This window comes from Niabella insulisoli, assembly GCF_039652435.2.
GTDB classification, from domain to species: domain Bacteria; phylum Bacteroidota; class Bacteroidia; order Chitinophagales; family Chitinophagaceae; genus Niabella; species Niabella insulamsoli.
The window spans coordinates 2,520,559-2,534,775 of record NZ_CP190246.1; the positions used below are offsets into that span (position 1 = coordinate 2,520,559).

Consider the following 14,217-nt stretch of genomic DNA (forward strand, 5'->3'; position numbering starts at 1 on the left):
TTTAAATAAAAACCTGTTACGATAGCATTTTATGCCTGAGGATTTTGAAATTTACTATAACTATCATCTGTTCCGGCAGGACGCATCATCAATGCCTGAAATTGTTTCATCGTTTTTTCCATTCCTTCCGTACTTCCATCCAGAAATATAACATTGCCTTTGCCATATTCCGCAAAGTTTTTGATCGCTTCCGTCCACATACTAAACAGAATAAAATTAGTATCCAGATTGGCCTGTCTCAATTCGGAAGCAGCGGAAGACATGCCCTTGGCCACTTCCTCCCGAAATAAAGCAATCCCCTGGCCACGCAGCTTAGCTGCTTCCCGCTCGGCTTCAGCGCTGATCTTTATGGCATTCCCTTCAGCTTCCGCTGATTTGGTTTTGGTAATCAGCAAAGCCTGTCCTTCGTTTTCTGCGGCAGCTTTTAAATTATTACTGGCAACAACTTTGCTCATGGATTCAAGAATCATCTTGTCAAAAGTGATATCGTTGATTTGCAAATCCTGTAAATGATAACCCCATTCTTCCAGCGTCTGGTCAATCTCTACCTTTACATATTGCACAATTTCACGGCGCAGTCCCAAAACCTCGGCCTGTTTTTTCGTGGCCACAAACGAACGCACATTACCTTCAATTGTTTTTATAAGCGCCTGCATAAGATCGCGGTCGCTGATAAACTTGAACGCTACTTTTTTGATGGTTTCCTCATTTTCGTTTTGCACCGCATATAAAAGCATCGATTTAAAATATACATTGGCCTGATCCTGGGTGACAGCCTGAAACTCAAGCTCCACCGACCGGTTCTGAGTAGATACTCTTTTAAATAATTGCTCAATAAGCGGAATTTTAAAACGCAGGCCAGGCTTGGCGATCCGCTGGTATTTCCCAAACATGGTAATCACGCCGATATATCCCTGGTTGATCGTAAAAAGGCCGCTGAAGATAATGATGAGTATCACAATAACCCACCAATAATTTAAAAATTCCATTAGTTTTAATTTTAACTAAAAATAGCTATAATAATTGATTCCCGCGCTTCGCTGTAGTGTATGCCGTTCGCTAAATAAAAACAGTTTTAACTTTGCTCTTCCCAAACCTGAACCAGATGAATCAACACATCCACTGATTTCTGCATATCCTGAATACTCACGTATTCATGCTTGCCGTGAAACGCCATTTCGCCGGTAAAAATATCAGGACAAGGCAGGCCCATAAACGATAAGCGGGAACCGTCCGTACCGCCCCTGGCGCTATCCTGCCTAAACTCAACATCGGCTCGCTTCATAGCTTCTTTAACGTGCGCACCAATTTGCGGATAGTCCTTTAAAACATCTTTCATATTTCGATACTGTTCCCTGCTTTCAAACTGGTAATTGGCGCCTTCATAACGCCCTATGGCTTGTCTGGCAAATTGTTCCAAACGTTTTTCATGGAGCGCCAGTGTTGCCGTATCAAAATCGCGCACGATAAAATGAACGACAGCTTTTTCTACCGTGCCTTCCATTTGCACCGGGTGCACAAAACCTTCCCTGTCTTCCGTGGTTTCGGGGCTAAAAGTGTCTTTAGGCAGTAATTCCAGGAAAGTAGCGGCAACTTTCATCGCGTTTACGAGCTTTCCCTTCGCATAGCCCGGGTGCGCACTGACACCATAAAACGTAACCGTAACGCCGTTGGCGCTGAATGTTTCGTCGGTATAAGTTCCTCTTTTCCCCCCGTCGAGCGTATAACCAAAGTCGGCGCCAAGTTTCTTCATGTCCACCTTGTCCACGCCTTTCCCAATTTCTTCATCAGGCGTAAATAATATTTTGATAGCGCCGTGTTTAACTGCAGGGTGCGACGTTAAATATTGCGCGAGATCCATAATAATCGCTACGCCGGCTTTGTCATCAGCACCCAACAAAGTAGTGCCTGAAGCGGTGATAATATCCTCTCCTATTTTCTTTTTTAAATATCGATGTTGCCTCACCAAAATAACCTGGGCCGGATCATCAGGCAGGACAATATCCTTGCCGTCAAAATTTTGGTGAACGATCGGTCTCACGCCCGCGCCTGAACAATCTGAGGAGGTGTCCACGTGGCTGCAAAAGCAAATTACTGGTACCGGTTTATCAGTCGTGGCCGGTATTGTCGCATACACATATCCGTGCTCGTCGAGATGGGCATCGCCGATGCCCATTTGCTGCAGCTCTTCTACCAGCAGGCGGCTTAGATCTTTTTGTTTTTCGGTGGAGGGAAAGCTATTGGAATGAGGGTCGCTTTGCGTATCGATTGTCACATATTTTAGAAATCGGGACGCAACGCTGTATTCGTAATCACTTGTCATGTATTTAGTTTTAATTGCATGGTGTGTTTCCGGTTCTTTGCAAATTTAAGGCACGGCTGTTATTAAAATAATAAAAACGAGCATTAAAAAACCTCAAAACTGTTAAATAAGCTTTGAGGTTATACAACTAAATTGATTCGATTATTAAGGAGTAACGATCAACGGGCTTTTACCTTCGATGCTTACCAATTCAAGGTCAAAGATCAAATCTTTGCCGGCAAGCGGATGGTTCCCATCAAGGGTTACCGCGTCTTCTTTGATTTCTACCACAACCACCTGAAACTGCTGGCCGTTTGGATCACTCATTACCAAAGGCATTCCCACTTCCAGTTGCATATCTTCAGGGAAACGGTCTTTTGGCATATCAATCAGCATATCCGGATTTTGAGGCCCATAAGCTTCCTCCACAGGAATATTGATCGTCTTTTTATCACCTACCGCCATGCCTGTTACACCGTCATCAAACCCTTTGATGACCATACCACTTCCCACTTCAAACTCAAGCGGCTCGCGCCCTTCAGAGCTGTCGAAAGTTTCGCCCGAAGTAAGTTTACCGTGATAATGAACTTTAACCTTATCTCCTTTTTTTACTTGTGCCATTGTTTTCATTTTGATATTAGAGAATACTATTTGACCGGAAATTTTTCTTGTCAGGGAACCAGGAAAAAACGGTGCTTCTTTTAATCTGACCTGGCCTCAGCCGACAAACTTCCAGCAATTACGCCGAAGGTAGCCTTTTTTAACTCCCGACCTAATTTTTTTCGCACAAACCATGCGATATTCGCGCATATGAGCGATAAAACCTACAAGGATCTGAGAATTATTTATATGGGAACTCCTGAATTTGCTGTGGCCAGCCTCGACGCTCTGGTTAACGCAGGCTGCCATATCATAGCAGTTATCACAGCACCCGATAAGCCCGCCGGGCGTGGCATGGAGTTGACACAAAGTGCGGTGAAAAAATACGCTGTGAGTAAGGGCCTGCAAGTGCTACAGCCCGAAAAACTGAAGCACCCACAGTTCCTGGAAGAGCTGTCGGCTTTACAGGCAGATCTACAAATTTGCGTGGCGTTTCGAATGTTGCCCGAAGTGGTTTGGAATATGCCGCCGATGGGAACGATCAATCTCCACGGATCGCTGCTGCCCCAATATCGTGGCGCCGCTCCCATTAACTGGGCTGTTATCAACGGAGAAAAGCAAACCGGTGTTACCACTTTTAAATTGAAGCATGAAATTGATACCGGAGATATTTTGCTGCAGGAACGTTTTGATATTTTGGAAACAGACACGGCGGGCATTGTTCATGATAAAATGATGCACATTGGCGCCGCTTTATTGCTCGAGACGGTGAAAGGATTATCCGAAGGCCGGCTAAAAGAAATGCCGCAACTTATCTCAACGAATGAAACGGTGCACCATGCGCCGAAAATCTTTACGGATACCTGCCTCATCGACGCCTCAAAACCCGTGGAAGATGTGTACAATCTTATTCGAGGACTATCGCCGTATCCTACAGCTTTTACTTTTTTAGACGGAAAAAAGTTAAAGATTTTTTCCTGCACAAAGATTGAAACGCCGCCTCAATCTGCGCCGGGCGCTTTTGAGACCGACCAAAAAACTTTTTTAAGGCTGGCTTGCGCTAATGGGTATGTGCAACTCGAGGATGTTCAACTGGCAGGTAAAAAAAGAATGGCAGTTGCGGATTTTCTCAGGGGCTATCGCTTCGAATAAGCAAACCCTTTTCGTGATTCGGAAATACTGACGATTTATTTTGATTGAAGCATTTTGCGGAGGATCACGATTTGTCCTAAATGGTAATAGCTGTGTTCTATCACCCCTTCAATATTTCTTAAAAAAGAACCGTATTTTTCGTCTATGAAAGGTTGATCCAACTGAGTGTCGGGCATCTTTGCCACTTCGGCCGCAAAAGCTTCCGCATTGTGAAGTAATGTATCGACCAGCTGGCGCCACTCCTCTTCTGAAGAAATCGGCGGCAGATCAAAACTAAATTTGTCGCGGATGGTAAGTGTGCCGGTTTTAAAGGCATCTAAAAGCCCGCGCAAATAATAATTAATGTGAAAGGTGAGCGCTGCAATACTATTTAAATCGGATCGCACCGCAATAGCTGTTTCAAACGAAGTTTGCGCTAGCTGCTCTTTATAATTGGTATTAGCAATCCATTTTCCATTAAGAAAAACTTCACGAATGCGGCCGGCTGCAAATTCACTGCGATCCATCGATCCTATTAATTAATACGTTACCATTACATTAAACTTATCAGTGTTGTCTGTTTGTATTTTCCTGGCAGCCGCCTCACTGATCCGAACATCAAACCCTTCGCTATACTGCACCCCTTCCATTTTACCCAAAACTTTGGCATAAACCATTTTGTTATTTGCCGGATTGGTAATTTTTACCAAAGATCCGGGTGCAGCGCCATCCATCAGGATATAATATTTGCCATCATTCCATCCCCTGTCAGTCTTGAATATGCCAGAAGCAAAGGTTTTTTCTGAAGTAAAATTGGGGTTCACCGATTTTTCATAATCCGCTTTAAAATATCCCGTTTCGTCCGGCGTGGCTGCTGCCGATTCATTCGTGTTTTTTGCGGTTATTTTTTCTGACACCAACGCAGCGGCCTTTTCATCCTCTTCTTTCTTTTTAGCCTCAGCAATTGCCTTCTCGTTGGCAGCTGCCTCAGCAGCGATTCGCTTAGCTTCCTCAGCCTGTGCCGCAGCTAATTGTTCGGCTTCTTTTTGTGCTAAAGAAGGTTTACCATCTAGCGAAAGAAATTTAGAAGCAATATATCCCTGGTTGCCATCGTCCATGCGAATTTCAGCCCATTCGCTATTTACATTTTTTACGAGCATTAACACATCATCCTGCTGTGCAATCCCAACTACTTCCTGATCCGTGGACGGCCCTTTTCTAATATTAATATTGGTACCATAAACCTTAGCCTTTTTCAAATCGGCGACTTTGGGCGGCGCCGGCTTTTTGTTATCGGTTTGAAGAAACTGCAAAGCCATATAACCCTCAACGCCGTCTTTAGTGCGAATGGAAGCCCACTCATTATTGACGTTTTTAAGCAGGTCTACTTCATCGTTTAGCTGCGCAATCGCCACCACTTCATTATCGGTTGACGGGCCTTTCCTGATATTGATATTTGTACCCGTAATTACAGCTTTTTTTCCTTTGGTGTTCGATTTTGTAGAAGTAGGTGTCGCAATTTTCTTATCAGATATTTGCAAAAATTCAGAAGCTATAAAACCTTCCACCCCGCCGCTGGTGCGGATGGAACTCCACTCATCATTGACTTTCTTCAACACATCCACTATTTCATATTGCTGCGCTGTGCCCACCACTTCCTGATCGGTGGAGGGCCCTTTCCTGATATTGATATTTGATCCTGTAATGACAGCCTGGCGACCTACAGTGGCGCCTGCTTTTGCAGCCGGTTGGGTTGCTTCTGATTTTTTCGCCGTCTCTTCCTCCGGGCTACCCACCCCTTTGGGCAGATAGCCGACTATAATTTCCTGTCCCTTTTTAACATCCTGGTTATCTTTAAGGTCGTTCCAGATGCGGATATTTTTCACCGGCATCTTGGCAAAAAGGTTGCTTACTGACTTTAAATTTTCTCGGCCCTCAACCACATAATAAACAGGGGCGCCCGTTCCAAAACGGGTTTCTTCCAGTGATTTGATTGGAATTTTCAGTACCTGGCCAATATTTAAACCGGCATTTTTATCGAGCTTATTGGCAGCAGCGAGATCGCTGATGTTCACGTTATACGCACGCGCGATCGCGTACAAACCTTCCTTAGGCGCTACTTTATGAGTAATGACTACATTTCTGCCTGATTTGGTTGCTACTATTTTATTGCCTTGCGCGGTTGCCCATCCTGATATGAAAACAATGCCTGCCAGTAAAAAAAACTTCCTCATACTTTAAAAACTAATCAATTTAATGCATGCAAATCTACAATAATCTTATTGCGCAACTGCATCGCATTTACTAAAGATGTCTCAAAATTAAGCAAATAGACAGGCTCAGACAACCAATAGTTATCCCCCAAAGGTGAATTGCGACAGGTATTAACCTTTTCAATAAAAATCTGTTATTAAGTAGAGTCTATTTATAAATAATTACCTTTGCGGCGCTATGCAAATAGAAGTTTTAAAATCCAAGATCCATCGCGTTACCCTCACCGAGGCCAACCTCGATTATATGGGCAGTATTACCATTGACGAAGATTTAATGGACGCTGCAGGCCTTATCGAGAATGAAAAAGTACAGGTGGTGAACGTAAACAACGGCGAGCGGTTGGAAACCTATGTCATTCGCGGCAAACGTGGAAGCGGAACCATCTGCCTGAACGGGCCCGCTGCACGTAAAGGCATGGCGGGTGATATTATCGTCATTATTGCTTACGCCAGCATGGAGTTTGAAGCCGCAAAATCCTTCCAGCCAAAAGTAATTTTCCCGAAGGCCGGCAATAAACTATAATATGTTTTTATCTCGTTGACAAATGTCTAAACGGATTTCAACCATATTACAATACTGCTTTTTTCTGGGATTGGGCGGTTTCTTAATATGGTGGTCTTTAAAGGGTTTGACGCCTTCAGATAAACATTATATTTCGGTATCTCTTGGCCGCGCCAAATTCTGGCTGGTGATTCCTGGTTTAGCAGTTTTGATTTTAAGTCATTGGGTTCGAGCCCTGCGATGGAAACTGATTATCGAGCCGCTCGATTACCGCCCTTCCACCATCAACACATTTTTCGCTGTAATGATCGGCTATCTGGCCAACCAGGCTGTGCCTCGGCTTGGCGAAGTGTTAAGGTGTTCCACATTAACCCGCTACGAAAAAATACCGATGGATAAGCTGGTGGGCACCGTGATTCTCGAGCGGCTTGTAGATGTCGTTTGCCTGGGCGTTATTTTTGCCATTGCTCTTTTAGCCCAGCCACACCTTTATCAAACCATCATCGACACTTTTTTTCCTTCGCAAAGCGAAAGCGGCCCCTCCCATTTAGTGCTTTATGCGGTGTTGGCACTATTGGGCATTGGTATTGCTTTGGTGCTTTGGATGTTGATCACGAAAAAAAAAGCAGCCGATCTTGTAAGATTAATCAGAAAAATAGTCGCGCATGTTTGGCAGGGATTCGCGGCCATTAAATCTTTGAAAAGGCCCTTTACCTTTATTTTCTACAGCCTCGCCATCTGGTTGCTCTATGCGCTCAGCGTTTATATCGGTTTTTTAATGCTTGAAGAAACCCAACAATTCGGCTTTATCGAAGCGCTGACGGTTTTATGCGCCGGAAGCCTCGGCATGATAGCAACGCCCGGTGGTGTGGGCGCTTACGCTTTTTTGGTGCAGCAAACGATGTTGTTATATCATTTAAACGCCGGCGTGGGACTGGCTTTGGGGTGGCTGCTCTGGATTGTGCAAGTGGTCGTGGTTGTTATATTTGGTGCACTCAGTTTATTGGCGCTCCCCGTTTTCAACCGAAACCGCCGGACGGCAGTGCCGTCTTAATCGCCACAAATACTTTTACTGATGAAATACAATCTTTGTATTGCCAATCCAAAAGAAATCGCCGTCTTTTAAATTAACTTTTAGATGCTGCGTCAAACGCTGAGTATTGCTTTCTGTATTATAAAAAGTTCCGTTTTTGCTGGGCCCCGCATCACTCAGTTGATAAACGAATGCGCCATTGTAAAGGCGCTTTCGCGAAATCTGGCAATGATTTTTTGAAATAAATTTATCGCCAGTGGCGATGGCAAAATCAGCGGCTGCATAATTCGCACCGGGTGTAAACCGGCCCACCGTCGTAAAATCTTTGCTCAAATGATAGGTTTGCGCTTCGGTTAAAAAATTGGCGATCACTTCGAGGCAGGGCTTTTTCATATCAATCGTCAGGCCCTCTGCAGGATCGATATGGATCACTTCTGATTCCGGAGGTTTGGGGATCGCAATATTCCCTTCGATCCCGTCATAATAAAAACTGCTTAGCTGCCGCCCCGTTTTAAACCGGTCCGCCGGATTTTTTTCCAAACATTTTTTTATCAGCATTTCGAGCCATTCAGGTATATCGCAGCCAGCTTCGCCACCATCCGCCCGCAACACTTCCATTCTTTTTTCGCAGATATCAGGAATGGTCGCCGTACGGTGCTTTTCTTCCAAAGCAATCATTTCCCCTGTCGTTTTATAATCCTTTACCGGAAAAGGCACCGTGCCGGTGAGCAACTCGTAGATCACAATCCCAAGGCTGTAAATGTCGGAGGGCGCGTCCACGAAAGCGCCGTTCCATTTTTCCGGGGCTTTATATTCGGCCATACCCTCTTCCTTCTTACTATGCCTCACCGCGTCGGGATCAGAAAAAGACAAGCCAAAATCGATGAGTACATAACGAAAGGAACCGTCCTCATTTTTCGTTCGGAGAATATTTTTAGAATTAATATCATTATGAACGACCGCGTTTCTTTTTCTGAAAACCGAATCGTCGTTACTGGCCGCTCCGGCTTGCCCGGGCAGATAATAATGGTGGCAGTAATTGAGTGCGCTCGCGATTTGCTCTATAAAGTCCAAAGTATCCTCTATCGAAAAATACCCCTCTTTTTTTAAGATGTTTTCGATTGTCTCTCCATCAATAAACTCCATCTCCAGGGAAGGCTTGTGGTCGAGTATCAACTCTTCGTAAACATTTACAATATTGGGATGATCTAATTTTTTGAGAATATCCACTTCTTCTTTAAAATCCCTGTATTCCTTTTGCTGTTCATTTTCAATAGTTAGGTCTAATTGCTTTAATGCGACGATATCGCCATCGGCCTTTCGGCGCGCTTTGAAAACCGCCGAAAAACCGCCATGTCCCAAGACTTTTAAAATATCATAAGATGTTGATAAATCCGTCATACGCGCTACCCTGTCGTTTACATTTTTTGATCAATAATTGAGAACTCGAGCACGATCTTATCGTTAAAACAAATCGAATCTCCGTCTTTCAGTATATGCGGCACGGCGGCCTGGCTTAAACTAACGCCAGCATAATCGTTTTGACTGGTATTGTAGATTTTAATCTTATGCGACGGATTGTTGAGGAATTTGGAGCGGTAAATTTTAAACGCGCCCAAATCTTTATCAAAAATAATATTGGCATGCGCGCGGCTGATATAATTGTTGATCTTGTACTGCTCTTCATCTTTCTCTTCAATCCCCACAAAGGCGATATCATTATGAATCTTCGGGCCGTTTTCAATTTTAGGATCCTTACATCTGCCGATAAAATAATTTTTGTTAGAAGACTCCAAAATATACTCCGGCTCCCAGGTAATACCTTCGGTGGCGACTACGCGGGCGCTGACTTTTTTCAATGTTTGTCCGGGTGTTAACACTTCCGCGCCCAGGCCGTCCATTATTTTTGTAACCTTGTCTGACAGCGGTGAGTTGTGCAAAACCTCTAATTTAAAATCATCAGTGTAAGCTACATCTTTCGACTTAAAAGCCCTTTTCACCTGTTTCAAAAAGTCAGGGTCATCGATCAAAGTTTTTATAGCCACATTCTCAATGGCGCTTTCAGCAAACCGCGAATGAAAAGCAACGCCTGTAATTCTGCTATTGCTGTGCCCCAACATTTTAATGCCTGAAGTTATGGCGCCGATCGCCACTTCTTTCAGCTCCTCAATATTATGAAAACTTCGATCTTTCTTGATAGCCGGGCTGCCCGAGTTTGGGGTGGCTTTTTCCTGAACGGGAACAGGCGATATTTCCGCATCGTCGTCGGCATTCAATTTATCAGAGAATTGCTTTAATTTCTTTTTTAACCAGTTCATTTCTTTTCATTTAAAAATACCCGGAAGCCTTCAGACGCTTTAACATGTCTATCGCCAATTGCTTCGCAAACTCAGAGTTACCGATCTCTTCAATGCGGATGGTAAAGGCAATGGGCGCCCCTAGCTTTGGTGAAGGCACATAAAAAGTGTACCAGGCATCGGTAACGCGCTTGCGAATGGTTTTGCCATTTTGAATAATAATTTTATCGCGCTCCGGACTGCCGGTTTTACCATACACCGCGAGCCCGGTAGCGGCCGCGGCTTTGGCAGATTGTTCTTTCATGAAACCGGCCATTATGTTTGAAGCGCCGGCATGCTTTGCAATTGGCAAAGCCGGATCCAGGTGTTCTGGCTCGTTCCAGGAGCGAAACAAAAAGCGCGAGGGCATTAGCGAATCTTTATTGGCGATGGCGCCGCTCATTTTTGCCAGGTGCAAAGGCGTCGCCATCAGCTCGCCCTGACCCCATGCAATGTTGGAATAATGAGACTGAAAGCGTTTGCGCGTGTTTACCAGCCTGCGGTTTTTAGTAAAATAAACCTGCCGGCCATCATCCAAAAAGGAATTCCATTCTTTAAAATACTTTTCGCTATTATAATCTTCCGGGCGTTTAAAGTTAAAGCCGCCGCGATTGATAATATTCATGCCCAATAAATCATATAAATGAAATAGCGACGCCTGGAGCTTTTTCTCGTTTGCCAATTTTATAAAATAAACATTGCTCGAACGCACAATGGCCTGATGCATATCGACCTTTACATTCGAAGGTTCGTCGGCCCTGATCACTTCCGCCGGGTAAACAAAAAAATTGAACCTTGAAGCATCGAGGCCATATTGATTAAAGGCCGCATACGCATCAATAATTTTTACCGTGGATCCGGGGCGCGAAGCGAAGGTGAGTCCAAGATCGCGCGGAACAACCATCCGATCATGAAAAATTTGCTTATAAATATTGCGGTAGTCTTCAGGCTGTATATTACTGATCAGCTTTTGATCTTTATAGGATGGAGACGGGTTGGCAGCAGACGCAAGTACATCACCCGTTTTTGAGTTAACTGCCACTACCGAGGTCCTGAAATCTTTATACGGCGCCTGCGATTGAATCAGGCTGTTGATCTTTTCGTTCATCAACACATCCATCGATAGCCAGATATCTTTTTTCTTATTACTTTGGGCTTTGATGAGCTCGCTATTTTTTCCTGCTTTAATAAAAGGAGCCAGCGCGCTATAATCATATCGGCTCAGTTCGTTTTCCGTGGTTGTTTCGGGCAGGAATTTATTTTCCTTAAAACGCGTAGTGGTGCGTTGCGTGCTGGTGTAATGCACTTCAAATCCCCGAAGCGTCGTGAAGTGGCGATACTCCGCGGCATAAGCGGCATGCTCCTCCTTTGCGATTTCTTTGTTGTAATCGCCGAGCCAAAAAAGCAAATCCGACCCAAAAGGATAATATCGATCCTGCGGCCTTGCTAATTGCTCTTTATACAAAACCGCATCGGCGCCCATATTCAACAAACGAATACGATTTTTTTCAAATAAAGCCCGGTCAGACGTAGCCAACAACACGCCATTGCGATCATAGATGTTGCCAGCTTTGATCTCCCGAAGCATTAAACTTATACGCGGGTTATAACTATACTGCCAGGCGCCCTGCCGGTTGAGCACCAGCGCCGGTTTGGTAATATATTCATCAGACTTCAACTGGTACCAAATAAGACATCCGGTGAAAATGAAAACAACGGCAAAAAAACTAAGTATGGCATAGGCATTTACATTATCAAAATGTTTTTTTACATACTCCATTTCGATGGCTTCGCCTCGTTCATTCGACATGACCAAAACGAAAAGAAAAGCAATAAGGGTAAAAATAATGCCCGCATTCCCCTTACTTAAAAAAGGAACGGAAATTCCTGTTAGCGGCAGCAAGCCCAGCGAACCGGCGCCGATCAGGATCAATTGAAGCATTGTAGCGATGGCCACGCCAGCCATCAGGTAAAACATAAAAGATTTGCCTGTTCTCCTTGCCGCCAAAATGCAGCGATATACCAATAAACCAAAGGCGAAAAACAAAGCGATTAGCGTTACCATGCCCAGCTCCTCGCCGATGCTTTGAAGAATCATATCGGTGTGATGCGCCGGCATTACATTAGACAAACCCCGGCCCAGCCCCTGCCCCAGGATACCGCCGGAGTTGAGCGACCAAACGCCTTGTGCTACCTGGTCGCCTCCCAACAATTGGTTTTCCCAAATATTGGCAAACATGCCGTTTCTGTCGGCCAGCCTTTCGGTGAATGAAAACGGTAGGGCAGCCAGTAAAATAAAAGAAGATATAATTAAAATGATAAAGAAAACGGACTCATACTTTTTTCTGAAAAAAGCAAAACCAAAACTGACTGCGCAGGCCAAAAGCGCCAGCCAGGGCAAATAATTGCTTTCGGGTGTGTTTAGAAACTTACCCGTAAGAAAAAGGAGCAGGCCGAATAAGGCAGCCGCAGCCATCATTTCAAAAAACTCTTCCTTGGCAAAAGAGTAGAAGAAAAGAAAGGTTAAACACAAAACGATCGCGGGGCCCAAATCTCCGAGTACAGCATAAATCGCAAGCAGAAAAAGCAACAAGCCGAACATTAAAAGATTATTCTTTATGAGCCAGCGGTTATCAGGTATATTGCGAAAATATCCAGCGTTTACCGTAAAGTAAGCTGCGAAGAACACGACCATTAAATACTTCGAAAGCTCGCTTACCTGCAAACCGAAGAGATTTACTTTCACGCCGCTTCCCTCCGGGCCGGATCCGAAAATGGCTAAAAGTAACATCAGGCCGATCGACGCCAGCAACCAGGTGTAACCTCGGGGCGCTTTCAACTGATGGGCAAAAGGCAGCCATTTGTAAACGGGATCGAACCATTGAGAATGATAAAACCGGTTGACCGGATTAGCTTTAAAAACAAAGATCAAAACGGTAAACAAACCTAAAACAAGCGCAGCATATTTGGCCATTCCTGTTCCATAAATCTCGTCGCTCAAAGGATCCTGGATACTATATAAGACGATCGTTCCAATACCGGAAATAAACATAATTAACGGCAGTATAAACTGGTCGCTGCGATAATTTTTAAGGTAAAGCGCCACATGCAATAGCCAAAACCCTAATACAAAAAATATTATATAAGTGAAAAATTCCTTTTTAAATTCATCTGGCGTCCTTACGGTTAATACTTTATCCTGTTTGATCTGCCTATAGGCCACTCCATCCAAAAGCCTGATCTGATGCGGCTTTCCGACGAAATCAAAGCGCCTGTCGGATCCTATGGCAGCGCTACCCTTTGCTGTTCCAAAATTAAAACCGGGTTTGATCGCTGCAACGCTGTAATTACCCTCGGGCTCGAGATTATTAAATTCATAATGCCCTTCGGCGTCGGTTCTCGCGTAAAATATCGTTTGCAGACTTTCCGGGCCCGCCGCTAAAGTATCAAAATAAATATCCGGAAAAATTTTTGTAAGCCGGATTAAAACGCCCCCTCGCTCGCCCCTGTCATCTTTAAAGCTTATGTCGCCCTCAACGCTGACGCCATCGTTGACCAGCTTCGTGTCAACCTTGGAAGGATATGGAGGCGGCGCTTTTTTTTCCTGGTCATACAAGGCACTATCCAAACCCAGGTATGCCAGAGCGTTGATGAATCTCAATTTACCGGATTCGCTAGCCGTCTCCAAAAAAGCCGTCGCATTGATCAACAAAGGATCCTTGTTTAGCGCTCCCAGGTTGGGCAACCGGCCCTCTTCATCTACTTTTTGTTTCAGATTGCGGGTAATAAAATTAATATACTGCTGATCGGTGAAATAACCGCCCTGTTTAAAAACCCGTTCCAGGTTTTGCACTGACAAAGGCGCCGCCAGATTGACCACCGAACCGTCCTGATACCCTTTATCCGCGGCTGCAAGATCATCTTCGATATGGTTGTAATAATTCCATACCATCACCGCCAATATTACTGTTACAAAACCCAGGAGCAGGCGTTCCACGTTGCGATCATACAATTCTATTTTCCGCTTCTTTTGCATAATT

General features: G+C 44.5%; 11 protein-coding genes. 3 read left to right on the top strand and 8 right to left on the bottom strand.

Annotated elements, in window-relative coordinates; genetic code table 11:
* Window positions 1-29: 29 nt before the first annotated feature.
* The 3 genes from ABDK00_RS10470 to ABDK00_RS10480 all read right to left on the bottom strand — a co-directional run bounded on the left by ABDK00_RS10470 (window position 30) and on the right by ABDK00_RS10480 (window position 2,923).
* Window positions 30-989 carry an SPFH domain-containing protein gene (locus ABDK00_RS10470; protein ID WP_346239152.1) on the bottom strand — a complete coding sequence of 320 codons (960 nt, stop codon included), beginning with the start codon at window positions 987-989 and terminating at the stop codon, window positions 30-32.
* Between the two features lie 86 nt (window positions 990-1,075).
* Window positions 1,076-2,323, bottom strand: a complete 1,248-nt coding sequence (pepT, locus tag ABDK00_RS10475) for a peptidase T (protein WP_346239153.1) — start codon at window positions 2,321-2,323, stop codon at window positions 1,076-1,078.
* A gap of 144 nt (window positions 2,324-2,467) precedes the next feature.
* Window positions 2,468-2,923: a peptidylprolyl isomerase gene (locus tag ABDK00_RS10480; RefSeq protein ID WP_346239154.1), complete on the bottom strand. Its 456-nt coding sequence runs from the start codon at window positions 2,921-2,923 to the stop codon at window positions 2,468-2,470.
* 189 nt (window positions 2,924-3,112) lie between these two features.
* Here ABDK00_RS10480 and fmt point away from each other — a divergent pair, with 189 nt between their 5' ends.
* Window positions 3,113-4,054, top strand: a complete 942-nt coding sequence (gene fmt / locus ABDK00_RS10485) for a methionyl-tRNA formyltransferase (RefSeq protein ID WP_346239155.1) — start codon at window positions 3,113-3,115, stop codon at window positions 4,052-4,054.
* A gap of 35 nt (window positions 4,055-4,089) precedes the next feature.
* Here fmt and ABDK00_RS10490 read toward each other — a convergent pair whose 3' ends face one another.
* Both ABDK00_RS10490 and ABDK00_RS10495 read right to left on the bottom strand, forming a co-directional pair.
* Entirely contained in the window at window positions 4,090-4,560 is a 471-nt protein-coding gene (locus ABDK00_RS10490) for a DinB family protein (protein WP_346239156.1), read from the bottom strand.
* Window positions 4,561-4,572: 12 nt separating this feature from the next.
* Window positions 4,573-6,267 carry an SH3 domain-containing protein gene (locus ABDK00_RS10495; protein ID WP_346239157.1) on the bottom strand — a complete coding sequence of 565 codons (1,695 nt, stop codon included), beginning with the start codon at window positions 6,265-6,267 and terminating at the stop codon, window positions 4,573-4,575.
* A 217-nt stretch (window positions 6,268-6,484) separates the two neighbouring features.
* On the opposite strand from ABDK00_RS10495, the gene panD reads away from it, so the two are divergent.
* The gene (panD, locus tag ABDK00_RS10500) at window positions 6,485-6,829 is read left to right on the top strand and encodes an aspartate 1-decarboxylase (RefSeq protein ID WP_346239158.1); all 345 of its coding nucleotides are present in this window, start codon (window positions 6,485-6,487) and stop codon (window positions 6,827-6,829) included.
* A gap of 22 nt (window positions 6,830-6,851) precedes the next feature.
* Window positions 6,852-7,862, top strand: a complete 1,011-nt coding sequence (locus ABDK00_RS10505) for a lysylphosphatidylglycerol synthase transmembrane domain-containing protein (RefSeq protein WP_346239159.1) — start codon at window positions 6,852-6,854, stop codon at window positions 7,860-7,862.
* A 15-nt stretch (window positions 7,863-7,877) separates the two neighbouring features.
* On the opposite strand, the gene ABDK00_RS10510 is transcribed toward ABDK00_RS10505, so the two are convergent.
* From ABDK00_RS10510 to ABDK00_RS10520, 3 genes are read right to left on the bottom strand one after another with little or no spacing between them, the layout of a single operon-like run.
* A complete protein-coding gene (locus ABDK00_RS10510; RefSeq protein ID WP_346239160.1) occupies window positions 7,878-9,242 on the bottom strand; it encodes an FHA domain-containing serine/threonine-protein kinase in 1,365 nt (454 codons plus the stop codon).
* Between the two features lie 17 nt (window positions 9,243-9,259).
* Window positions 9,260-10,159, bottom strand: a complete 900-nt coding sequence (locus tag ABDK00_RS10515; RefSeq protein WP_346239161.1) for a hypothetical protein — start codon at window positions 10,157-10,159, stop codon at window positions 9,260-9,262.
* Between the two features lie 10 nt (window positions 10,160-10,169).
* Entirely contained in the window at window positions 10,170-14,213 is a 4,044-nt protein-coding gene (locus ABDK00_RS10520; RefSeq protein ID WP_346239162.1) for an FtsW/RodA/SpoVE family cell cycle protein, read from the bottom strand.
* Window positions 14,214-14,217 lie beyond the last annotated feature (4 nt).

Excerpts from the sequence above, each read along its gene's own strand:
- ABDK00_RS10510 (WP_346239160.1), bottom strand. The coding sequence starts at position 9,242 with ATGACGGATTTATCAACATCTTATGATATTTTAAAAGTCTTGGGACAT.
- ABDK00_RS10490 (WP_346239156.1), bottom strand. The coding sequence starts at position 4,560 with ATGGATCGCAGTGAATTTGCAGCCGGCCGCATTCGTGAAGTTTTTCTT.
- fmt (WP_346239155.1), top strand. The coding sequence starts at position 3,113 with ATGAGCGATAAAACCTACAAGGATCTGAGAATTATTTATATGGGAACT.
- ABDK00_RS10505 (WP_346239159.1), top strand. The coding sequence starts at position 6,852 with ATGTCTAAACGGATTTCAACCATATTACAATACTGCTTTTTTCTGGGA.
- pepT (WP_346239153.1), bottom strand. The coding sequence starts at position 2,323 with ATGACAAGTGATTACGAATACAGCGTTGCGTCCCGATTTCTAAAATAT.
- ABDK00_RS10480 (WP_346239154.1), bottom strand. The coding sequence starts at position 2,923 with ATGGCACAAGTAAAAAAAGGAGATAAGGTTAAAGTTCATTATCACGGT.
- ABDK00_RS10495 (WP_346239157.1), bottom strand. The coding sequence starts at position 6,267 with ATGAGGAAGTTTTTTTTACTGGCAGGCATTGTTTTCATATCAGGATGG.
- panD (WP_346239158.1), top strand. The coding sequence starts at position 6,485 with ATGCAAATAGAAGTTTTAAAATCCAAGATCCATCGCGTTACCCTCACC.
- ABDK00_RS10470 (WP_346239152.1), bottom strand. The coding sequence starts at position 989 with ATGGAATTTTTAAATTATTGGTGGGTTATTGTGATACTCATCATTATC.
- ABDK00_RS10520 (WP_346239162.1), bottom strand. The coding sequence starts at position 14,213 with ATGCAAAAGAAGCGGAAAATAGAATTGTATGATCGCAACGTGGAACGC.
- ABDK00_RS10515 (WP_346239161.1), bottom strand. The coding sequence starts at position 10,159 with ATGAACTGGTTAAAAAAGAAATTAAAGCAATTCTCTGATAAATTGAAT.